Raw genomic sequence first — 24151 nt, forward strand, 5'->3', positions numbered from 1 at the left:
TTAATGAAGAAGTTTTCAATTGTTATTGCCGGTGGAGGAAGTACTTTTACTCCAGGAATCGTAATGATGTTATTAGACAATATGGACCGCTTTCCGATTAGAGAATTGAAACTATACGATAATGATGGCGAAAGACAAGGAATCTTGGGAGACGCTTTAAAAATTCTTTTAAGAGAACAAGCTCCAGAAGTGAAATTTTCACATACCACAGACCCTGAAGCGGCTTTTACAGATGTAGATTTCGTTATGGCACACATTCGTGTTGGAAAATACGCTATGCGTGAACAAGATGAAAAAATCCCTTTGAAATATGGAGTTGTTGGTCAAGAAACTTGCGGACCAGGTGGAATCGCATATGGAATGCGCAGTATTACAGGAATGATGGAGATTATTGACTACATGGAAAAATATTCTCCAGATGCTTGGATGTTGAATTACTCAAATCCAGCAGCTATTGTAGCAGAAGCGTGCCGCGTGATGCGTCCGAATTCAAAAGTCTTAAACATTTGCGATATGCCTGTGGGAACATTAAGAAGAATGTCTCAAATCGTAGGAAAAACTCCAGATGAATTAGAAGTTCGCTACTTTGGTTTGAACCACTTTGGTTGGTGGACAAGCGTGAAAGATAAAGAAACTGGACACGAGTATTTAGATGAAATCAAAGAGTACGTGGCTGAAAATGGATATCTGACTCAAGTGGAAGTAGATACGCAACATATGGACGAGAGCTGGCAAGCAACGCATAAAAAAGCCAAAGATCTATTAGCGATCGAACCGCGCTTCTTACCAAATACGTATTTGAAATACTACTTCTACCCGGATTACGAAGTATCTCAGTCAAATCCTGAATTTACTCGTGCAAATGAAGTTATGGCTGGTCGTGAAAAAGAAGTCTTTACAGCAGCTAGAGGCATTATTGAAAAAGGAACAGCTGAAAACAGCGGCTTCCACATTGACAGTCACGCATCATTTATCGTTGATTTAGCTCGTGCGATCGCTTTCAACACGCATGAACGTATGTTGTTGATCGTTGAAAATAACGGAGCTATCGCCAATTTTGATGACGATGCAATGGTAGAAGTACCTTGTATCGTGGGCAGTGATGGCCCGGAACCATTAGCTCAAGGTAAAATCCCTAATTTTGAAAGAGCGTTGATGTTGCAACAAGTTACAGCAGAAAAAATGGTGGTTGAAGCGTATCTCGAAGGAAGCTACCAAAAATTATGGCAAGCATTAAGTCTATCTAAGATCGTTCCAAATGCAGAAGTGGCTAAGAACCTTTTAGATGATTTGATTGAAGCCAATAAAGGATACTGGCCAGAATTAAGCTAAGCAAAAATAATGAAAGCGGCGAGAAAAGTTTAGTTCCTTTTCTCGCTCTTTTTGTTTAAACTAAAAAAGAAAACCTTTAGGAGTGAAGAGCAGAATGGAAATTGGTTTGATCGGATTAGGTAAAATGGGTCATCAATTAGCATTGAATTTGTTGGACAAAGGGCATAAAGTTACAGGATACGACGTTATGGAACCAGCACGAGAATCTGCTTTAAAAGCAGGTATCACAGTAGCAGAAAGTGTTGAAGGATTGGTCTCTGGTTTTACTGGACGAAGAGTCATTTGGATGATGGTTCCGGCAGGAGAGCCATTAGAAACATTATTGCATCAGTTATTGGGTCTGTTGGACAAAGATGACATCATGATTGATGGAGGCAACTCTAATTACAAAGATTCTATCCATCATGCGGAAATTGCGGCAGAAAAAGGTCTTTATTTCATGGACTTAGGCACATCTGGTGGGACAAGCGGAGCTAGAGAGGGTGCTTGTATGATGATCGGTGGAAATGAAGAAGCATTCTGTTACATCGAGCCTGTCATAGAAGAAATTTGTGTGAAAGACGGGTACTTATATACTGGCAAATCAGGCAGCGGGCACTTTTTAAAAATGGTCCATAATGGTGTAGAATATGGTATGATGCAAGCAATGGGCGAGGGATTTGAACTCGTTGAAAAAAGCGGTTTCGATTATGACAATGCTGAGGTTGCAAAAGTATGGAACAACGGTTCTGTGATCCGCAGCTGGTTGATGGAATTAGCTGAACAAGCTTTCCAAAAAGATGGGCATTTAGACGAAATGACCGGTATAATGCAGTCTTCAGGAGAAGGTCAATGGACTGTTGAAACCGGTTTAGAATTAAAAGTTCCGACGCCAGTTATTTCGATGTCTTTGATGATGAGATACCGTTCTTTACAAGAAGATACATATGCTGGGAAAGTTGTTTCAGCACTACGAAATGAATTTGGAGGACATGGTGTAATCAAAAAGTAAGAAGGAAGTGTAGCAGTGAGTCAATATGTTATTGGGGTAGATATTGGGACAACGAGTACAAAAGCGGTTCTTTTTCAAACAGATGGGACCGTTATGAGTTCAGCTTACGATTACTATCCTTTGATCAAAGAAAAACCAGCATTTGCTGAACAAGAACTAACAGATATCTATCAAGCCGTATTAAAAACAATCAAAACAGTTGTAACTCAAACCAACACGCTTGCAGAAGAAATTGCAGCGGTCAGTTTTTCGAGCGCCATGCACAGTTTGATTTTGATGGATCATGAAGACCAGCCGTTGACAAGAAGCATTACATGGGCGGATAACCGTGCGCATCAGTGTGCTGAGCGTATAAAAATGACCACTGGAACCGAAATTTATCAACGCACCGGAACACCGATCCATCCGATGTCGCCTTTGTGCAAAATCAGCTGGTTCAAAGAAGAGGAACCAGAATTGTTCCATCAAACGAAAAAATTTATTGGTGTAAAAGAGTATGTTTTCCATCAATTGTTCGATGAGTATGCTGTCGATTATTCAGTAGCTTCAAGTACTGGTTTATTCAACATCCATACTTTAAATTGGGATGAATTGGCTCTTCAAGAAGCCGGCATAACGATCGATCAATTGCCAGTTGCATACAGTCCGACAAAGCAGTTGAGCGGACTGAAAATGGAAGTTGCCGCAGAGTTGGGCTTGCTTCCAACGACTCCATTTGTTTTAGGCGGAAGCGACGGGTGTTTATCCAATTTAGGAGTAGGTGCCGTTGATTCAAAAAGTGTCGCTATTACAATTGGAACCAGTGCAGCAGTGCGGATGGTGACGAACAAACCTTACTTGGATGAGGACCAGCGAACATTTTGCTATGTATTGGATGAAAACCATTATGTTGTTGGTGGAGCCATTAATAATGGCGGTGTCATCATGGATTGGGCAAAAAAACAATTTTTCCATACGGAGAGTGCATTTGGAAAACTAGAAGAATACAGCAAAATGATGGAATTGATCAATACGGTTCCTACTGGTTCAGAAGGATTGCTGTTCCATCCGTATCTAAACGGCGAACGGGCTCCTTTGTGGCAAGGAGAGGCAAGAGGATCGTTCTTCGGATTGCATTTGATGCACGAAAACAAGCATATGCTGAGAGCTGTTTTGGAAGGAATCTGTTTAAATATCTATGATGTGTTGTGCGAGATCATGGAGCAAGCAGGAAAACCAGATAAGATCATTGCAACTGGAGGATTTTCTCAATCTGAAGTGTGGCGTCAATTATTAACGGACGTGGTCCAACAAGAAATGTATGTTCCGGAAAGTTTTGAAAGTTCATGTTTAGGAGCAAGCGTAATCGCGCTGAAGAGTGTGGGCTTGGTCGACGACATCCATGTTGTAAAAGAAATGATCGGAGCAGAACACAGACACTATCCAAATCCTCAAAATGGTGTTGTGTACCAAGAAATCTTCCCGCTTTACCGAAAATTGAGTAGACAATTCTCAGGGAACTTTGATGAATTGAGCCAACTGCAACAAAAGATCACTCCAAAAAATAGGGTCTTAAAATAAAAAAGATTAAGCTTCTTGAGCAGCAGTTGAATGCTTGAGAAGCTTAATTTGTTTTATCTTATTTAATTTAAACTGTAGTAAAGGGGAAAGATGAACATGAATGTTACTGAGTATCTAGATAAAAATTTTCCTGGTCTTCAATTGATACCTTCTATCTATAAACAATGGCCTATTAGTATCCACTTTCTACTTGGTGAAGGCATTTATCAATTTGATGAGAAGGGTAAGCTTCGTTTAAGGCGATTTGAAAAAGCTTTTCAGCAAGCGTGGACGATCTTCAACGAGCTGTTTGATCAAGAGGATGACTTAATTCTTGTCACGAATGTTTATTTTCAAAAGCAACAAAAAACTAAGAAAATAAAGATTTATCAACCAAATTTGAGAGACAAAAACAAGTTGAACAAATTGAATGTTGAAACGTATCCTTATCCTTTTTATCCAAACGAAAATGAAGGTTATGAGATGCAACGCTTTTCCTTGCACTGCCAAGTGAAGGACGTACAGGTAGAGAATATACTTAAAGCTGCGATTAATGAAGATTTTCCTCAATTGAAACCCAGATTCGGAAGGAATGGGGCTGATTACCCAGATGTTTTTTTTGTAAATGCAACGAGAGATATTATTTTATTTGTATATGATGACAGAGGGTGCGAAGTGATAGCGAATAAAGTTGATAAATTAAAGCTTCTTTATCAAAAATATTCTCATTGGGTAGATGATTTCGAAAAGGACCAAATAGCGAAAAATTTAGAGTTACTCCCCAGTTAATGATTTTTCCAGAAGGTAATACAACAACCTTCTATGCAGCTTAATAACAGATAGAGAACTAAAACTATTTTTCGTTGAATACTTTATACTTTGACAGCACGATTACACTGATGACATTTAAAGCAATGGTTACGATAATGAGTATTGCTGATATCCGAGTTACAGTACTGGTCGTGTCCATAAGTGCAGTCCAGTCCAGTCTTGTAGTGTAACTAAGTGATTGATATAGGAAATCTGAAACCACAGGGCAATAGAACAAGCCCCTAGACTTAGCAGCAATTTTGTAATTGAAAATTTAGTCATTTCTTTTTTTAATTGTACTATAGTAAGAGCAGGGATTAACCAAGCTACTAATCCAAAAATCAAACTGCCTATATTAAGCCAAGCGTAATCAAATAGACCAAACATATTATTCTCCTTCCAAGAGTCGTTTTTATGAAATCATATCTTTAAAAGGATTATACTATTCCTTTTTTCGAAATAGATTTAAATTTGTATTAGGATTTTGATAAAATATTAGAAAATACCAGCAGCAGATCAGTATATACCGATCTGCTGCTGGTATTCATATTGAGTTAGAGTTTATTGATGCTTAAATGCTGTACCCCGCGCTCTGTTACAGGGACATTATAGGACGAGAAACACAGACTTTTGTTTAGTCAGATGAAGGTAAAGGTTTTACAGCAGGTCCTTCCAACACTTCACCGTTGTAAGAAAATCGAGAACCATGACAAGCACAATCCCAAGAACGTTCTGCATCGTTCCAATCTAAACTGCAGCCTAAATGGGTACAGACCGGAATAACTTTGTGCAGATGTCCTTTTTCATCTCGATAAGCGCCTACTTTTTCTCCATGGACATTTACTAAGCCGCCTTCATCCAGTGAAAGATTGGTTAACTTTTTATCAGGACGTTTTAATTTGCCGACTACATAATCTTTTCCTACCGATGTGTTTTTCCATAAAAAAGTTTTAGCATCGATTAGTTTCAGTTTCTTTCGAGTAGGGTCAAATAGAGAAGCATAGCGATTCTCATGACCTAAAATTGTATCTGTTAGCAGTTTGGCTGCAACAGCTCCAGCAGACATACCCCATTTATTAAATCCGGTAGCGACTAAAATCGTATCGTTTTGTTTGGTCATTTGTCCGATGTAAGGGACTTTATCTAACGTCTGCAGATCTTGGCTGGACCACATATGGAGAGGGGCTTGGCCCTCAAAGTATTTTTTGCCGAATTCTTCTAGATTTTGATAGTGGAAAATGGTTTGTTGAGAACTTTTGCCAGTTTGATGACCTTCTCCGCCGACCAATAAAAGCTGTTCGCCGTTTTTTCCTTGAACAGAACGGATGGATCGATCAGGCTGTTCAACGTTGATATACATACCTTCAGGAATCTTACCAGTTGCTCGTGTCACCATGGCGTAAGAACGGTGGATAGAAAGACGTGTGAAAAACAATCCGTCCGCATCGTTTATAGGATAATGAGTAGCCATGATAATTTTTTCACATAAAATAAGAGAATTATTCTCTGTCAAAATTAAAGGCGTTTTTTCTTTGAGGATTTCCATTGCACGAGTGTGTTCAAATATTTTCCCGCCTAAGCGAATGATTTCGTGAACGAGTGCAGTTAGAAAAAGCATCGGATCGAATTGAGCTTGATCATACATCACTAAAGCTTCTTTGATGGAAAATGGCAGGTCAGTTTTTTCTTTCGCTAATTCACCGTTGATTCCGAGTGCTTGGTAAGCAGCTGCTTCTCTTTCTAGTTTTCGTTTTCCATAATGGGACTCTGCGTAAATGAAAGCATCTTTTTTTTCATAATTACACTGGATATTCAGTTCTTTGATCAGTTGCCGGATAAATTCTAAGCCATCTATGTTCGCGTCATAATATTGCTTAGCTTTATCTTCACCAAGTGCTTTTATGAGCTGGTCATAAATCAAACTGTGTTGAGCGGTGATCTTTGCTGTAGTATTACCGGTAACTCCATTGATCAGTCGACCGGCTTCGATCAATGTGACTTTTTTGCCTGCTTTTGCCAATAAATAAGCACTAATGATACCAACGATACCACCGCCGACGATACCGATTTCAGTTTTATGGTTTTCTTTTAAGGCTGGAAACTCAGGAGTAGTTTGCTCGGCTGTCCAGAAAGATTTAGGAAAAGGCAGAGAAGTTTTTATTTCGTGGGAATTCATTGAATAAACCTCCTTAATAAATGGATGAAAGAAAAGGCAAACAATCAATGCGTGAAATAGTGAGGGGAAACGAGTGAAAAACAATATGTACAAGCAGATTGTAGCACTAGTCCGATCAAAATGTAATAGATAACCCTTTAAAAATATATCTGTAAAATTTAATTGAAAAGGGTTTTACTTCTAATAGTAAGTGGTATACTAGGAACCATAAATGAAAAAATTCTCATTTTATGAGAAAGCAAAAAGGGAGCAAACGACATGACACAAGAAGAACTAAAAATTCGTGCAGATGTCCCAGAGGAACTGACATGGGACCTTACAGCTTTATATGAAACAAAAGAGGATTTTGAAGCAGCTGTTGAAGAGTTGAAAAAAGCTGTAGACCAATTTATTGCAGACTACGAAGGAAAGCTGACTGAAACGTCTATTATAGCTGAGGCCTTAAAAAAGTATGAAGAGATTCAAGAAACCATGGTTTATACATATGATTATGCTTTTCTGCCTGCAACAACGGATCTGACGAATCCGGAATATGTGCAGTTGTCTCGTTCAACAGATAATTTATTTGCTGAACTAGGAGCAAAATTAGCCTTTTTTGATTCAGAATTAAAAGGAGCATCTTTAGAAACGCTGGATGAAGTAGCAACAACAGTACCACAATTTGCATCGTTTATTCGTCACATCAAGGAAGATAAAAAGATCCAGCTGGACCCAGCTGTCGAAAAAGCACTAGCACAATTGTCACCAACGCTAAACGCTCCAAGCGAAATCTATGAACAAGCTAGACTTGCTGATATGGATTTTGGCACGTTTACGGCAGATGGCAAAGAATATCCATTAAGCTTTGTGCTGTATGAAGAATATTATATGTACCATGACGACACGGTCATTCGCCGGGCTGCATTTGATAAGTTCTCACAAGTTTTGAGCCAATACCAAAATACCGTTGCGGCAGCATACTATACTCAAGTACAAAAAGAAAAAACATTGGCTACGATGCACGGATTCGATTCTGTAATCGATTATCTATTGTATGACCAAGAAGTTGACCGAGACTTATACAATCGTCAAATCGACACGATTATGACTGACCTTGCGCCAGTGATGCAAAAATACATGACACACGTTAAAGAAGTACGCGGTTTGGATAAAGTAACTTACGCGGATTTGAAAATCGATCTCGATCCAGAGTATGCGGTTGAAGTGTCTATTGAAAAATCAAAAGATTTGGTGGTAGATTCAATCAACGTTTTAGGAGAAGATTACGTGAACAGAATCATGAAATCTTACCCGGAACGTTGGATGGACTTTGCACAAAATAAAGGGAAATCAACTGGAGGATTCTGTTCGTCACCTTACAAAAAACATCCTTATATTTTAATGTCATGGACAAATCAATTGTCTGATGTTTATACTTTGATCCATGAGCTGGGTCATGCTGGGCAAGGGATATTGTCTGCTGAAAACAACTCTGTTTTAGGCGCATCTCATTCGTTATACTTGATTGAGGCACCTTCAACATTTAATGAATTGCTGCTGACAGAGTCTCTACAACGCAAAAGTGATGATGCCCGCATGGATCGCTTTGTGTTAACTAAAATGTTGACAAACACTTACTTCCACAACTTTATCACTCACTTATTAGAAGCTGCGTATCAACGCGAAGTGTATGAATTGATCGATGCAGGAAAGAGCTTTGATGCAGCTAAATTAAGCGACATCAAACGTTCAGTCTTGCAAAAATTCTGGGGTGATGCAGTAGAAATCAATCCAGGAGCAGAATTGACATGGATGCGTCAGAGTCATTACTACATGGGCTTGTATTCATACACCTATTCAGCAGGATTAACGATTGCAACTCAAGCATTCTTACGTGTCAAAGAAGAAGGACAGCCAGCAGTAGAAGATTGGTTGAAATTTTTAGCACTAGGTGATCAATTGGTACCGGCTGAAGCTGCAGCAGTGGCTGGAGTAGACATTACGACTTCAAAACCTTTAGATGATACGATTCATTATTTGGATGAAACGGTTGACCGCATCATTGCGTTGAGTTCAAATTTAAAATAAGCAGGAAATCGTTGGAGGATATAGAATGAATAGAAGAAAAAGAGGTACCTTTCCAGTAGGGTTTTTAATGGTACAACTATTAGTCGGTGTTCTTTTATTGACGCCGATAGAAGCAAAAAACGGCTTAGGATTATTGGCACTAGGTATCAGCTTTTTAGGATTGTTTTTAACTATTTTTTCGACATTCAAATCACCAGAGACTAAGAATAAGAAGATACTAGCTGGCATTTTTACTCTCTCATTGTTAACGATAATGGGGGTCACTTTAATAGGCTTTGCCCAACTAATAACGACAAGTATGCCGTAAAGAAAAAATTCTGTATAATAAGCTCAAATTCAAAGAAGTAACTTTGCAAAAATAAATTGCTTAGTTGCTTCTTTTTACTTTACCTGTCGTAGTAATTTTGTTATACTTTAATTACTACGACAGGTGGAGTAAATGAGGTGATGAATTGGTTACAAGTGATGTCATGCGAGGTTTCAATAGTTTGATCATTCTGTCCATTTTGATGAAGCAAGATTCTTACGGCTATCAGATTTCAAACTTAATCAAAGAAAAAACACATGGCGCATATATTATGAAAGAGACGACACTGTATTCGGCATTCAATCGGTTAGAAAAGAATGCATTGATTCAATCCTACTCAAAACCAGAAACAAAAGGCAAAACGCGGACATATTATAAAATAACCCCTCTTGGTATAGAGGCTTATTTTGAAAAGTTGGTTGAATGGGAAGAAACACAAGAAATTATTCAGCAGTTCGTTAAGGGGGAGAAAGAATAATGGATACTATTCGAAATTATGTAGAATCAGTCTTTGTCAATTTGCCGAGAACACCTGAGATGCAGCAATTAAAAGAAGAAATGCTGCGGAATATGGAAGAAAAGTACTTCGAGTTATTAGATGCAGGAAAAAGCGATAATGAAGCGATTGGCGAAGTATTAGCAGATTTTGGGAACATCGATGAAATCATGGAAGCTTATGATTTAGAGTCGGAAGAAGAACAAGACGATGAGCAGATTTATTTCTCACAAGAAGAAGCCGATGAATTTATGCAGCATCGAACTAAGTTTGCTATGGGGATAGCTGCAGGAGTATTCTTATGTATCACAGCGCCTGCCGTATTATTGCTGATTCAAGGATTGTATCAGTTGTTTCCAGCATGGCAAAGCGTGTCATCAGATACGATCGATATCTTTTCCGTCGTTCCTTTGTTATTAATGATTGCTGTGGCAGTCGGGATTTTTGTCAATTTGGGAATGAAAGAAGACGAGTATAAATTAGATTATCGTGCTATCAAATTGGAAAACGCGACGAGATCTTATTTGCAAAGAGAAAAGCGAGAATTCCAACCGCGGTTTGCTAAAGCTATTACTTTAGGGGTAGTCATGTGTATCTTGGCACCGGCTGTTCTATTGTTTTCGATATTGTTTCTAGGTGAAGAAAATGGATTATCAGTAGTGTTTCTGCTTAGTTTTATAGCAGTAGGGGTTTTCCTCTTTGTATTTTACGGCATTTTATACTCCACTTATGAAAGATTATTAGCTCAAGGAGACTACACGCCGGAAAAATTGAAAGCTGAAAAAGTGTCTGAGAATGTGGCAGGAGTTGTATTTCCAATCGCTGGAGGAATTTATGTCGTTTCAGGGTTCTTATTTAATACTTGGGATACAGCATGGGTCATTTTCCCAATCGTCGGGATCATGTTCGCGATTTTTACAGCTGCATACAGCAGTTACCTGACAATGAAACAAAGAGGAAAAAAATAGCTCAAAAGGCCGTCTCAATAAGAGACGGCCTTTTGAGATTACTATTAATTTACAGCCATGATCCAGTGAATTGGTGAATGGCATAGGTATTTTTTGTATCATCAACTTCTCTTGTATAATAATCTTTTGGTGAGAAATATTCTCTTGGGAACAGAGTAACATCTTCAAAAATTTGTTTTGTGTTATCCATCTTGAAACCTTTTTCTTCCATGATTTCTGTAATGCGAATTACGTTTGTTTTACGGTCGTGTGTACCGTCTTCTTTGATAAACGTTCTGTCCGCATAATCTTGGTACCACTCTTCAATGAATGGATGATGAGGTTCTGCTCCGATGATTCCGGTAGAAATTTCTGTCTCGATCTCAAAGCCGAAGAAAGCAGGCAATTTCAAGAAATCATCTAAAGGTTTGATGACTTCCATATCGGTATCCATATATATACCGCCATATTCTTTCAGGACATACAAACGAGCTACATCGGAAACGAAAGCCCACTGTTTTTCGTCATAAGCCTGTTGAGCATAGATTCCAGCCGCCTCTAGATCAAAGTTATCTTCATTCCACAATTTGATTTCGTAGTCTGGACAATATTTCTTCCAGCTGGCAATACATTTTTCTTCTACTTCTCCAAAAGGCTTGCCTCCAAACCATACGTAGTGAATAATCTTTGGTATCATAACAAGCTCTCCTTCATTATTAATTTTTGCAACGTTCTTATACAATCATAAAAATAAACACGATAAAAAGCTAATAAAATGCCTTGATAATGAAGAAACAACCAGACCGTCTATCATCGGTCTGGTTGTTTCATAGGAAAGGGCTTCTTTTTTAGTTTGGAGGAGTAAAAAAGAAATTGGGTATTCTTTTGGTATGCAAAAAGTATAAACAAAAGATATGAAAAAAGTGTGATGAAAAACGGAACTATTTATTTAGTTAATCAAGAATTACAAAAGTGGAGTATATCTTTTGTAAACTGAACAATTGCTGAGTGGCTTAACTTCAAATCATCCTGCATTTTCTATACAATAGTAAAATAGAAAACAGTCCTATAGTATTAGACTAAATGGGTTCTTATTTCAAAAGTCCTGATATAGATAAAAGATACGAAAAGGAGAGGACACGTATGGATATTTCCAGATATCGTATAGACCCTAATGGAGACATTGATTTGGCGAAGTTAGCGGAAAAAGAAGGACATGATTATACAGAAGAAGAGATCAAAGAAAAGCTGGTTCCGAAAAGTGTAGAACAATTGAAGGAATGGCAGTTGAAATTGCATGCAGAAGAGAAAAAAGGGATTTTAGTGGTGTTGCAAGCTATTGATGCAGCTGGAAAAGATGAAATCATCACGTTTATTTTTTCTCATTTGATGCCTCAAGGATTGGCAGTTAATCCAGTCAAAAAACCGACTGAAGAAGAATTAAAACACGATTTCTTATGGCGGATTCATAAAGGGATGCCTGAAAGAGGTCAGATCGCTATTTTGAATCGTTCTTACTATGAGGACTTGATTGCGCCAATGGTGTATGGAGAAGATCACACGATTCCTATGCCTTCGAATGAACAAAATGACGATCCATGGGAAATCAGATGCCGTCAAATCAATGATTTTGAAAAATACATGAAAGAAAGCGGCTTTCCTGTCGTGAAATTCTTTTTGAATGTGTCCAGTGAGATACAAAAGGAACGATTACTAGAACGAATGAAAAATCCAGATAAAAACTGGGAGTTTTCTTTCAGCGATGTTGAGGACAGAGATAAATGGGGAGAATTCCAAGAAGCGTACGAAAGAATCTTGAATCATACCTCTACTGAGCATGCTCCATGGTATGTATTGCCGGCTGATGATGCTTGGTACACCCGCTATGCAGCAGCAGAAATCATGATTCATGTATTAGAAGAGTTGAACCCTGAATTACCAGTGATGACTGATGAAGAAAAAGAAAAACTGGATGAAGAGATCGAGAAGTTAGAAAAAGAATAGGATTATTTTATTAAGGTATTTGACAAATAAATAGCAATAAAAAAGAGAAATCTAGGATGGGATAAAACTCGTACCTAGATTTTTTTTGTGAAAAATCACGATAGATTAAAAAAAGATTAGACTGCATTAAGCTGTCGGTTCAACGAATCGTTCGTAGTAAAGCGTTTTCAGTGAAAAAAATTTTAAAAAAAATGTCTTGACCACGGATTCTAATTAAATTATAATCATCCTATTATTATCTAAGGGTTTTTTAATGCTTCTTTAATTTTAATATAAAGGGTATAAGAGGGGGAAATTGAATGAGAAAGAATAAACGTTTCAGTTTATTAGTAACTGGATTTGCTTCAATGATGGTTCTTGCAGCTTGTGGAGGAGCTAATTCAGATGGGGCTGCGGAAGACGTAGCTGCTGATGATACTGCTGGAGGAGTTTTAAATGTTCAAGTAGATGTTGAAGTAGCAACAATGGATCCTCAAATGGCAACTGATGGGACGTCATTTGAAGTTATCGCGAACACTATTGAGGGACTTTATACATTAGATGAGAGCGGCGTGGCTGTACCATCGCTGGCAGAAAAAACAGATGTCAGTGAAGACGGATTGACTTACACATTTACTTTGAAAGATGCAACTTGGTCAAATGGTACTCCTGTTACAGCGGATGATTTCGTATACGCTTGGCAACGTTTGGCTGATCCAGATACAGCTAGCGAATATTATTACATTATGGGGATCGCTGGTGTAGTGAATGCAGATGAAATCTCTGCTGGGGAAAAAGATCCTAAAGAATTAGGTGTAACAGCAATTGATGATAAAACATTAGAAGTGAAGTTGAACCACCCCGTTCCATTCTTCGAAAGTTTAATGGCCTTCCCTTCATTCTTCCCAATGAATCAAGCATTCTTTGAAGAAGCAGGAGAAAATTATGGAACATCAGCTGATACATTGATCGCTAATGGTGCGTTTGAAATCACATCTTATGAACCGGCGGCAACAACTATCGAGTTGGAAAAAAATCCAGATTACTTTGATGCAGATAACGTAAGCTTAGACGGTATCAAATATCAAGTCATCAAAGATACGCAACAAGCAATGTTGTCTTATCAAAATGGAGATTTAGACGTTGTAACATTAGCTGGAGAACAAGTTGATTTGTTTAAAGATGATCCTGAATTCCAAACGATTCAAGCTGGATATTTATGGTATGTCTCTCCAAATACAAAAGTACCTGGTTTGGAAAATGCTAATTTAAGAAAAGCATTAGCGCAAGCATTTGATAAAGATTATATCGCAGAAACAGTTCTAAAAGACGGTTCTAATGCTGCTGATTACATGATCCCAGAAGGCTTGGCAGTAGATCCAGAAGGAGTAGACTTCCGCGAAACAACAGGAACTTACTTGGAATTCGATCCATCTACAGCTCAAGAAGCTTTAGAGTTAGCTAAAGAAGAACTAGGAAAAGACAGCTTCACATTTACGATGATCATTGAAGATACTGAGAGCTCAATCAACGTAGCTCAAGTATTGAAATCACAAATTGAAGAAAACTTAGACGGTGTAACGATCGAGATTGAACAAATGCCTAAGAAAACAAGACTTGATCGCATGAATGTTGGAGACTACGAATTAGCATTAACTCGTTGGGGTCCAGACTATGCTGACCCAATGACATATGCAGATATGTTCTTAACAGATTCTGGAAACAACAAAGGATTCTGGTCAAATGCCAAATATGATGAATTAGTTAATTCTTCTTTAGATGGTGAGTTGTCACTTGATTCAGAAGCTCGTTGGGCAGCCTTACAAGAAGCTGAAAGTATCCTTCTTGAAGATGCTGGTATTCTTCCAGTTTACCAAAAAGGAAATGCAGTTATGGTTAAGAGCAATATTACAGGTGTTGATTTCCATACAGTTGGAGTATCACGTATCGTAAAAAATGCTGTAAAAGAATAATCATTTCTGACTCTTGATGAAAAAGGCGTACAAAAGAATAACAATCGGTTGTTGCAACTGTTTTGGATTATTCAACGTACGTCTTTTTTATTTCTGATAGAGAGCGAATGAGAACTTCTAGGTTAGTAGAAAGGGAAATCACCATGAAAAAATATATTGCACGAAGAGTCTTAATATCTTTTTTGACTTTATTAGTTATCATTCTGGTTTTATTTATTTTAATGCAATTGCTCCCTGGGTCTCCGTTTAATGACGAACGTTTGACTGTAGAACAGCAGACTATGATCATGAACAAATATGGATTGAACGATCCATTGCCAGTCCAGTTTTTCCGCTATTTGCAAAACATGTTAGTGGGAGATTTTGGGAAATCTTATACCATCTCTAAAGATACTGATGTAGCGATCTTGCTGCAAAACAGATTGCCGATTTCATTAGCATTAGGTGGAATCTCTATTGTGTTAGGAGCTGCAATCGGGCTGTTTCTTGGAGTATTTTCAGCGTTAAAACACAATACCGTATGGGATTCAGTATCGACTTTTATCACTGTCCTAGGGGTATCGATTCCTTCTTATGTGTTTGCTTTGGGATTGTCTTATTATTTCGGGTTCCAATTGAAACTGTTCCCTATGCTGTTCAGTCCGGCTGATGGTACGAATGCCTATTTATTGCCGGCGGTTGCGTTGAGTATGACCGTTATGGCTACAGTAGGACGATTTACTCGGACAGAAATGCTGGATGTCTTGAATTCTGATTACATCCAATTAGTAGAAAGTAAAGGCGTTTCAGGTCCGCGATTAGTGATAACTCATGCTATGCGGAATGCATCGATCTCGATTTTAACGGTTCTGGGACCTTTAGTCGTTAGTTTGATGACGGGTAGTCTAGTCGTTGAAAAAATATTTTCGATTCCAGGTATCGGGCAATTAATGGTACAAGCAATCCAATCAAACGACTACAACATTATAATTTCACTTGCCTTTGTGTATAGTGCCCTCTATATCGGAGTAATGTTGGTCGTAGATATCTTGTACGGTGTCTTAGATCCTCGAATACGTTTAGCAAAGGGTGGTTCAAATGGATAAACCAATCGAATTCTTACCAAATGACTTTGAATTTGTAAAAGATGCTGATGGCGCAATGATCGATGAAGTCTATTCAGGCGAATCATTCTGGAAAAATATTCTTCGTCGAATTGTAAAAAATAAAGGAGCGGTTGTCGGTTTTTTCAGTATTATGATTATTTTGATCTTAGCGTTGATTGGTCCAGAAATCACAGGATACACTTACGATCAGCAGATAGCAGGCCATGAAAGTATGGCTCCAAGGATCCCAGGACTTGAAAAATTGGGGATTTTTGATGGGACAGAAACATTGAAAACATCAACTGGCGAAATGGAAGTTAATAAATACGAACAAATCGCAGACGGAGAAGATGTTTACCATTGGTTTGGTACGGATGTTTTAGGAAGAGATATCTTTACTCGTACTTGGGAAGGAACTCGTATTTCATTGTACATTGCTTTAGTAGCTGTTGTTGTTGATGTATTGATTGGAATGAGTTACGGAATGATCTCTGGTTTTTACGGCGGTAAAGTAGATATGATCATGCAGCGGGTAATGGAGATCTTAAACGGAATTCCTAGTTTGGTAGTCGTTACGTTGTTGATTATTGTCTTGAAACCAGGTTTATTGAGTATCACGATCGCAATCGCATTGACAGGATGGATCGGAATGAGCCGAATCGCTCGAGCTTCGATGTTGAAGTTGAAACAAAGTGAATATGTACTGGCTGCTCGTACAATGGGAGCAAAGGATTTCCCAATCATGTATAAAGAAATCTTGCCGAATATTTTCTCTCAGCTATTGATCATGTCAATGTTTTCTATTCCAAGTGCGATCTTTACAGAAGCATTTTTAGCGTTTGTAGGTATCGGGATCCCGGTTCCTATGGCGTCATTAGGTTCATTGATTTCAGAAAACTTTAAATCCTTAACGACTCATTTTTATATGATCGTGCCACCAGTAATTGTCTTAGCTGTTTTGATGTTGAGTTTCAACATGTTGGCTGATGGACTACGTGACGCATTGGATCCAACATTGAAAGAGGTGTAAAGCATGACAAAAGAAAAAGTACTTTCTATTCGTGATCTATCGATCGCGTTTAAAACGTCCTCTGGACTAGTCAATGCTGTTCGAGGAGTAAATTTAGATTTATATAAAGGTGAAACGCTGGCGATCGTAGGAGAATCTGGAAGCGGGAAATCTGTTACGGTCAAAGCAATCATGGGTATTCTAAGCAATAACGGGAAAATCAAAAGCGGTACGATAGAGTATACCTATGAAGAAAATGGAGAAAAGGTCACTAAAAATCTTTTGGATTTTTCCAAAAAAGAGATGCGGAAAAATATTAATGGAAAACATATTGCCATGGTTTTCCAAGATCCGATGACTTCTTTAGATCCGACCATGAATATTGGGAACCAGATCATGGAAGGCATGCGTATTCATTACAAAACACCAAAAAAAGAAGCATACGCTAAAGCTTTAGAACTGTTGGAATTGGTAGGGATAACGGATGCAGAATCAAGAATGAGCAACTATCCTCATCAACTTTCAGGCGGGATGCGCCAACGGATCGTCATTGCTATTGCTTTGGCAAGTGATCCGGATGTGTTGATCTGTGATGAACCAACTACTGCATTAGATGTAACGATCCAAGCAAAAATATTGGAATTGATCCAATCGATCCAACGAAAAACAGGTATTTCAGTTATTTATATCACTCATGATTTGGGGGTAGTGGCTAAAGTAGCTAATGATGTGAATGTGATGTACGCGGGTCGAATTATTGAGTCAGGAACAGTCAATGAAGTATTCTACGAGCCGAGACACCCTTATACTTGGGGATTGTTACTGGCTATGCCGGACTTGGAAACAAAAGCAGACAAGCTGGAGTCTATTCCAGGAAATCCTCCCAATTTGGAGCATGAGGTCGTAGGAGATCCATTTGCACCTCGTAATCCATATGCATTGAATATTGACTTGCGCTTAGAGCCGCCAATGTTCAAAATCAGTGAGACTCATTATGCAGCTACTTGGCTGCTGGCGGAAGAAGCACCCGATTGTCCTCTTCCAAAAGAACTCCAAGAGCGTATTGAGCGAATGAAGAGAGAGGATGAACGCTATGTCGGAACCGATGAAACCTATACTTTCAGTGAAGAACTTAAAGCAGCACTTTAAAGTCAATCGTAAATTTACTGTGAAAGCAGTAGATGGAGTGTCTTTTGACATCAACCCAGGAGAAACTTATGGATTGGTTGGAGAATCCGGCAGCGGGAAATCGACTATCGGACGATCAGTGATTCGTCTATATGATATAACGGACGGCGAAATGACGTTTAATGGTCAAGATATTTCTGGTAAAATGACGAAAGAGACAAACGAAATGATGCGGACAAAAATGCAAATGATTTTTCAAGATCCGATGGCTAGTTTGAATCCTCGAAAAACAGTCATGGACATCATTGCCCAAGGACTGGACATTCATGGAAAAGCAGGATCGAAAAAAGAAAGAGAAGAACAAGTCATCGAGATCCTAGAACGTGTAGGATTGTCGCGTGAATTCGCAAACCGTTATCCAAACCAGTTCTCTGGTGGACAACGTCAACGTATCGGAATCGCTCGAGCGCTGATCATGAATCCTGATTTGATTATTGCAGATGAGGCCATCAGTGCGCTGGATGTTTCTATCCAAGCTCAAATAGTCAATTTGATGAAAGATATCCAAAAAGAAACCAATGTAGCTTACTTGTTCATTGCCCATGATTTATCAATGGTTCGTTATATTTCAGATCGTATCGGTGTCTTGCATTTAGGTCATTTGTTGGAGACAGGGACTACTGAAGAAATTTTTACCAATCCATTACATCCTTATACAAAATCGCTGATTTCTGCCATCCCTCATCCTAATCCGATTTTAGAGAAGAAACGGACTTCTTTAACGTACGATTATGCAGCGAGCGGATTGAATTACAGCGAAGGAACATTGCATACTGTGGAAGGAACACACAAAGTTCTGGGAACAGACTTAGAAGTCGAGAGATGGCTTCAAAAAGATAATCAAGCCGAAGTTATTGGTGTAAGCTAAAAAAGCACTCTGTCACAAAAGACAGGGTGCTTTTGGCTATGGATAAAAATAAAAATTCAACTCAAAACTTCTTTTCCAGGAAAATTTTAGGATAAGATTCAAGTGATATTTTGAATGCGCTTTACTTTCTGGCCAATATACTAAACTTCTCAGCAAAAAAAGATGCAAATTGTAGACAAAATTTAAACAACTCCTTATTTTATACTAGTGAAAATTTGGAAATCAGATGCAGTGTGTCAAAATTGATGATACACTAAGAGCGACATGAGAAAGATAAGGTTTTTTGTGTGTTTCTGAGGAGGAATAACATGAAAAGAAAAGATAAAGTATTAGCTTACGTATTGGAAAAAACCAGTACGTTAAAAGATAGAGATATAGAAATCGGCGGAGGGATTACGGCCTCTGAAGTTGCTGAATCACTTGATATTTTGAGGAGCAATGCATCAAAAGATTTAAATCTGCTTACCAGAGAAGGTCATCTGGAGAAAACAGAAACCAGACCCGTTCGATACTATGATGCAAAAATTAATCATTACAGACCGTTGGAGAAAAAAGTAAAGAGTTTCAAAGATTTCTCCATTGAACCATCAGCTCCTGTTTTAGTGAATAGTTTACCCATTCCAACAACAGATTTGTTTCACCGCATGATAGGAGCGAACGGCAGCTTGACGAGTCAAATCAGCCAAGCAAAAGCAGCAATATTTTACCCTCCAAAAGGGTTGAATACGCTGATCATAGGACCAACCGGATCAGGGAAAACTTACTTTGCAAATGCTATGTATCAATATGCTCAAGATAACAAATTGATTGCAAAAAATAAAACGATGGTCGTGTTGAACTGTGCAGATTATGCGCATAATCCGCAACTTTTGATGTCGCATTTATTTGGACATGTTAAAGGGGCTTATACTGGAGCAGTCAGCAGCAGTGAAGGATTGTTGGAAAAAGCGGATCACAACATGCTTTTCTTAGATGAAATCCACCGCTTGCCCCCAGAAGGTCAAGAAATGCTGTTTTATTTTATGGATACTGGTACTTTTTCACCTATGGGAGATACAGGAGAAAAGAAAAAAGCAGATGTCCGTATCGTGTGTGCGACAACGGAGGACCCTAATTCGGCTCTATTAGCCACATTCAATAGACGAATACCGATCGTCATTACTCTGCCGTCATTCCAAAATCGACCGGCTATTGAGCAAATCAATTTACTGAAATATTTGATGAGTATTGAAGCAAAAAGGATTCAAAAGAGTATCCAGATTGAAGATAAAGTTATGCAAGCTATTTTAGGAAGTGTAACGTATGGGAACGTCGGACAGTTGAAATCTGTTATTCAAATGGTATGCGCGCGCGGTTTTTTGGAGAGTGTAAACAATAAATCAGAAATCACGTTAAAGTATGAGAATCTGTCCGGTATTTTAGAAGATGGTTATGAGTCCGTTTCTTTGAATCAAAAGTTAAGACATGAAATTGTTCATTTTATTGAACCTTGGACAACGATAACGCCTATAGATGACATCATGGTATTTGAGTCGGATACGTATGAGCTGCCGTATAATTTGTATGAGATCATTGGAGACAAAGTAGCGATGCTGAAAGAAAGCGAAGTTTCTAATCAAGAAATCAATCGTTTTATTACGACCGATATTGATTTGCATTTGAAGTCATTTTACAAGAATACGATTTTTTCTACTAAAGAAGACGGCTTGAAAGATATCGTAGACGTTAAGATCATTGAGCTGACTAAACGCATCCAAGAAAGTGTGGAAGAAATTCTCCAATTTAATTTCTCCAGAAAATTCTTGTACGCGATGAGTCTGCACATCAGTTCTTTCGTCAAACGCATCCAAGAAGGTATTTTTGTCAACAACGACAATATTCATTTAAAAGAATTTGTGTTAAATCATGCGGAAGAGTATCAAGCGGCTAAAGCGGTCAAAAAAGAGATCGAACAAAATTACCAAATCGTTGTTCCAACGGTTGAAGTGAATTATTTAACGATGTTGCTGGTTTCTTTGCGTACAGAAGAACAACAAGGACAAGTAGGCATCGTCGTAGCTGCTCATGGGGCTTCAACAGCGTCTTCTATGAAAGACGTAGTAGCCACGCTTTTGAATTCCAATAATCTGTATGCCGTTGATATGCCATTGGAGATGCAGCCAAGTGAAGCATTTATAAAAGTCAAAGCAGCTATCGAAGAAGCAGAAAATGGAGCAGGTGTGTTGTATTTAACGGATATGGGATCCTTAGTGACCTTTGGACAAAAAATCATGAATGAGACAGGGATTCGAATCGAGACTCAAGACATGATCACGACTCCGCTATTATTAGAAGCTGCGCGAAAAACCCAGTTTTCTAACCAAGATTTGATGTCGATGTCTCAAGAGTTGAAACGTTTCAAAGGTTATACAACTCAAAAGAATACCTTTGAAGCGCCAGATGAACAAAATCAGCAGCAGCTTCAAAAAGAAGATAAAGAGCAGATTATTGTGACGATATGCGCGACCGGAGAAGGAACAGCGATTCAGCTGCAGCGGGTGATAGAAGATATCCTAGCCGAGTATCTGGAAAGTGATATCAGTATCATCCCCATCTCTATTCTGAATTATCAAGAGAAATTGAAAGAACTGAAACAAGAATATACTATTGTCGCCACATGTGGTTCTATTGACCCGCATATCAGTGCACCGTTCATCCCGATTGATGCATTGTTGGGCGGTAACGGTAAACAACGACTGCACAATATCATTGAAGGTTTGGAATCAAATGGAGATCAAGAATTATTTCCACGTTTATCAAAAGAAATGTGTGTAGAACACATGAATCAATATGTAACATACATCAATCCTGTTAAAATCATCACACCCATTTGGGATTTTTGTTACGAGATGGAAAAGAATTTAAATCGCACATTCAATAATGGCTTCAACTTAGGTATGATGCTGCATTTGTGCGGAATGATCGAGAGGATGGTCATCAAAGAAGAAATCAGTTCAGGAAAAGATGTAGACGAGGTAGATCCTGAATTAGCTGCTTTGGTAGAAGAGGTTATTACGCCAGTTTTACATGACCTTAACTTAGAAACCTCTGTAAATGAATTGAAATTTATTGGAGCTATGTACCAAAATAAATTGCAAGAAGCTTCTTCTTAAAAAAATGATCTGGAAACCATCAGTGGAAATTGGTTTCACTGATGGAATCTACAGATCAGTAGAGGGGACAGGTTGAAATGAGTATGGATATTCGTTTAGTTCGTATTGATGATCGGTTGATTCATGGTCAAGTATCTACTGTTTGGACCAAAATTACTAAAGTAAACCGTATCTTAGTTATCAGTGACAGCGTAGCAAAAAATGATATGCATAAGACTTTATTGAAGCAAGCGGCACCTCCTGGGGTCATCGTTAGTGTAATAACTGTACGGAAAATGATAGCGATTGCAAATGATTCGAAATTTGACAGCTTCAAAGCGATGCTGTTGTTTACAAATCCTGAAGATGTTGCTGCTGTGGTGAGACACGGAGGACAAATCGAGTCTATCAACATAGGCGGCATGAGTTACTCTGAAGGGAAAAAAATGATTACGAATACTGTAGCAGTGGATAAAAAAGATATTGAAGCCTTTAAATACTTAGCCGATCAAGGAATCGAACTGGAAATTCGTAAAGTAGTATCAGACAGCAAAGTGAACTTGATGAATTTATTGAAAAAAGGCGCTTTGTTATAATAAAACCGCTCTGAAAAAATTGTCATTTTCCCAGCGGTTTTGCCCTGAAGGAGATAAGAGGAGAGGATGAGCCTTAGGGGTATAACAACTTGTTAAGAAGAATCAATTAGCTATTAACATGCTGCTTATTAAGCTGCGATGAATGAAACAAACAGCCAAGCAGATTTTTATGAAGAAGTGGCTGATTTAGGGATCGCTAAAATTGAATTGAGAAGATAGTACAGTCATTAAAAAAATGGTTTTAGTGAAATCCAAAGAAAAACATCCCAACTTGGTATCGAGATTTTTTATGCTGTACCAGAAATTTTATTTGAAGGCGATGTTCCTCCGACAGCAACGTTAAAAAAGAGATTGCTAAAATCAGTTAGACGAAAAGACTTTATCCACAAATACTTGTGGATAAAGTCTTTTTTAAGCATCTTTTTTGGAGGTAATATACTGTTTTACTAAATGATCGTATTCACGCATAATAGTCGAAACGACAGGGTTTTTTGTCGAGTCTAATAGGATAGAGTCGATCGAAGCTATGGGCAATACATCATTGCCTGTTCCAGAAATAAAAGCTCCGTCAATAGTGTGTAATTCTGCCGCAGGGATATTTTGTTCGATGATAGGAATTTGCTGCTGCTCGCATATCGCTACAACTTTAGATCGAACAATGCCTAAAAGGACCGTTTTCGCTGGAGAGGTATAAAGTTTATCCCCTTTGACGATAAATAAGTTTGAACGACTGCCTTCTGTTACATTATTTTCTTGGTCGACTAACAAGACTTCATACGAGCCTGTTTTTTCTCTTTCCGCCATTACAATTTTTTGATACTCTTCACGCTGGATCTTGATATTGGGGTCTTCTCTCTCCAATTTCAACAGAGTCGTTTTCATTCCAGTTTGGTAGTAGCTCGCAGGCGGATAAGGGCTTTTAGTGAAGAATGCCAGTAAACCAATATCTTTATTCCAAATCAATTTGATGTTTTGATCAGAGACATCATTTATAGCAACAAGCTGATATAAACGATTGATTAAGATATCATCTGGATCTGTTAAGGGGATGCCGACAGATAAAGCAGATGATCTGAATCGGCGCAAATGGTCTTCTAAAAATAAAGGAATACCTTCTCTAACGCGGATCACTTCGTACACATTTTTTCCTGTTAACTGTTCAAATAGCTGCAGACTTTCTGTGGATTGTTCTTGATCATTATGATAGTAAAACTTTTGTTCAACGTATTCCATATTTGTCATCCTCTTTTGTTTAATAATGGTGATTGATCTGATCAGGAGAGAACTAAACGTTTATTCTAGTTTAGTGTATCACTTTTCCCAAATGAAGACAGTAGTGATTTTTAAGAGTTGGAGATATACAGCTCGTTTTATCGTTTATAGTATGGTATTTTATAAAAAATACATAATGAGAGAAGGATTTTTAAGATGACAAAAAATGAGCGAAAATGGCATAAGATTTACATAGGATTGATGGTGTTTATTTATCTTATTTACATCCCGGTATCAGTTATAGAGTGGTTATCCACAGATAGTGGTTTTCCAATTGTAGCTTTAGTGGTAGGAATCGCTTTGCCGTTTATGAGAAGAAACCACATGGCACAACTAAAAGATGAACAAAAATAAAAAATCTTCTAAATTCAAATGAAGTCT

General features: G+C 38.2%; 20 protein-coding genes. 17 read left to right on the plus strand and 3 right to left on the minus strand.

Features of this window, described 5'->3' with window-relative positions; all coding sequences use genetic code 11:
- Positions 1-3 precede the first annotated feature (3 nt).
- From ACE025_RS03530 to ACE025_RS03545, 4 genes are all read left to right on the plus strand, one after another.
- Positions 4-1332 carry a 6-phospho-alpha-glucosidase gene (locus ACE025_RS03530; RefSeq protein ID WP_485937527.1) on the plus strand — a complete coding sequence of 443 codons (1329 nt, stop codon included), beginning with the start codon at positions 4-6 and terminating at the stop codon, positions 1330-1332.
- A gap of 94 nt (positions 1333-1426) precedes the next feature.
- On the plus strand, positions 1427-2323 hold the full coding sequence (gnd, locus tag ACE025_RS03535) for a phosphogluconate dehydrogenase (NAD(+)-dependent, decarboxylating) (protein WP_485937529.1): 897 nt from the start codon (positions 1427-1429) through the stop codon (positions 2321-2323).
- A 15-nt stretch (positions 2324-2338) separates the two neighbouring features.
- Positions 2339-3883: a gluconokinase gene (locus ACE025_RS03540; RefSeq protein ID WP_485937531.1), complete on the plus strand. Its 1545-nt coding sequence runs from the start codon at positions 2339-2341 to the stop codon at positions 3881-3883.
- A 96-nt stretch (positions 3884-3979) separates the two neighbouring features.
- Positions 3980-4651, plus strand: a complete 672-nt coding sequence (locus ACE025_RS03545) for a DUF3885 domain-containing protein (protein ID WP_485937533.1) — start codon at positions 3980-3982, stop codon at positions 4649-4651.
- 655 nt (positions 4652-5306) lie between these two features.
- Here the strand turns inward: ACE025_RS03545 and ACE025_RS03550 are convergent.
- Positions 5307-6848, minus strand: coding sequence for an FAD-dependent oxidoreductase (locus tag ACE025_RS03550; protein ID WP_485937535.1), 1542 nt, complete (start codon positions 6846-6848; stop codon positions 5307-5309).
- Between the two features lie 258 nt (positions 6849-7106).
- On the opposite strand from ACE025_RS03550, the gene pepF reads away from it, so the two are divergent.
- From pepF to ACE025_RS03570, 4 genes are all read left to right on the plus strand, one after another.
- Entirely contained in the window at positions 7107-8915 is a 1809-nt protein-coding gene (gene pepF, locus ACE025_RS03555; RefSeq protein ID WP_485937537.1) for an oligoendopeptidase F, read from the plus strand.
- 25 nt (positions 8916-8940) lie between these two features.
- A complete protein-coding gene (locus ACE025_RS03560) occupies positions 8941-9222 on the plus strand; it encodes a hypothetical protein (RefSeq protein ID WP_485937539.1) in 282 nt (93 codons plus the stop codon).
- A 145-nt stretch (positions 9223-9367) separates the two neighbouring features.
- A complete protein-coding gene (locus tag ACE025_RS03565; protein ID WP_485937541.1) occupies positions 9368-9700 on the plus strand; it encodes a PadR family transcriptional regulator in 333 nt (110 codons plus the stop codon).
- Positions 9700-10686, plus strand: a complete 987-nt coding sequence (locus tag ACE025_RS03570; RefSeq protein ID WP_485937543.1) for a permease prefix domain 1-containing protein — start codon at positions 9700-9702, stop codon at positions 10684-10686. Before ACE025_RS03565 ends, ACE025_RS03570 begins: the two co-directional genes overlap by 1 nt.
- Positions 10687-10735: 49 nt before the next feature.
- On the opposite strand, the gene ACE025_RS03575 is transcribed toward ACE025_RS03570, so the two are convergent.
- Positions 10736-11362 (minus strand): glycosyltransferase, encoded by a 627-nt coding sequence (locus tag ACE025_RS03575; RefSeq protein WP_485937545.1) that lies wholly within the window; start codon positions 11360-11362, stop codon positions 10736-10738.
- 446 nt (positions 11363-11808) lie between these two features.
- On the opposite strand from ACE025_RS03575, the gene ACE025_RS03580 reads away from it, so the two are divergent.
- From ACE025_RS03580 to ACE025_RS03615, 8 genes are all read left to right on the plus strand, one after another.
- Complete coding sequence (locus tag ACE025_RS03580; protein WP_485937547.1) at positions 11809-12669, plus strand: PPK2 family polyphosphate kinase; 861 nt, start codon at positions 11809-11811, stop codon at positions 12667-12669.
- 299 nt (positions 12670-12968) lie between these two features.
- Positions 12969-14621 (plus strand): peptide ABC transporter substrate-binding protein, encoded by a 1653-nt coding sequence (locus ACE025_RS03585; protein WP_485937549.1) that lies wholly within the window; start codon positions 12969-12971, stop codon positions 14619-14621.
- Positions 14622-14764: 143 nt separating this feature from the next.
- Positions 14765-15706 carry an ABC transporter permease gene (locus tag ACE025_RS03590; RefSeq protein WP_188204009.1) on the plus strand — a complete coding sequence of 314 codons (942 nt, stop codon included), beginning with the start codon at positions 14765-14767 and terminating at the stop codon, positions 15704-15706.
- A complete protein-coding gene (locus ACE025_RS03595) occupies positions 15699-16736 on the plus strand; it encodes an ABC transporter permease (RefSeq protein ID WP_485937552.1) in 1038 nt (345 codons plus the stop codon). Before ACE025_RS03590 ends, ACE025_RS03595 begins: the two co-directional genes overlap by 8 nt.
- Before the next feature lie 3 nt (positions 16737-16739).
- Entirely contained in the window at positions 16740-17864 is a 1125-nt protein-coding gene (locus ACE025_RS03600) for an ABC transporter ATP-binding protein (protein ID WP_485937554.1), read from the plus strand.
- Complete coding sequence (locus ACE025_RS03605) at positions 17809-18771, plus strand: ABC transporter ATP-binding protein (protein WP_485937915.1); 963 nt, start codon at positions 17809-17811, stop codon at positions 18769-18771. The genes ACE025_RS03600 and ACE025_RS03605 overlap by 56 nt, the downstream gene beginning before the upstream one ends.
- Before the next feature lie 308 nt (positions 18772-19079).
- A complete protein-coding gene (locus tag ACE025_RS03610) occupies positions 19080-21923 on the plus strand; it encodes a sigma-54-dependent transcriptional regulator (RefSeq protein ID WP_485937556.1) in 2844 nt (947 codons plus the stop codon).
- Between the two features lie 77 nt (positions 21924-22000).
- Entirely contained in the window at positions 22001-22498 is a 498-nt protein-coding gene (locus ACE025_RS03615; protein WP_485937558.1) for a mannose/fructose/sorbose PTS transporter subunit IIB, read from the plus strand.
- 411 nt (positions 22499-22909) lie between these two features.
- On the opposite strand, the gene ACE025_RS03620 is transcribed toward ACE025_RS03615, so the two are convergent.
- Positions 22910-23731 carry an aminotransferase class IV gene (locus ACE025_RS03620; protein WP_485937560.1) on the minus strand — a complete coding sequence of 274 codons (822 nt, stop codon included), beginning with the start codon at positions 23729-23731 and terminating at the stop codon, positions 22910-22912.
- Positions 23732-23926: 195 nt separating this feature from the next.
- Here ACE025_RS03620 and ACE025_RS03625 point away from each other — a divergent pair, with 195 nt between their 5' ends.
- Positions 23927-24124, plus strand: a complete 198-nt coding sequence (locus ACE025_RS03625) for a hypothetical protein (protein WP_485937562.1) — start codon at positions 23927-23929, stop codon at positions 24122-24124.
- Positions 24125-24151: the final 27 nt, after the last annotated feature.

It is taken from the genome of Desemzia sp. AGC72 (genome assembly GCF_057334175.1).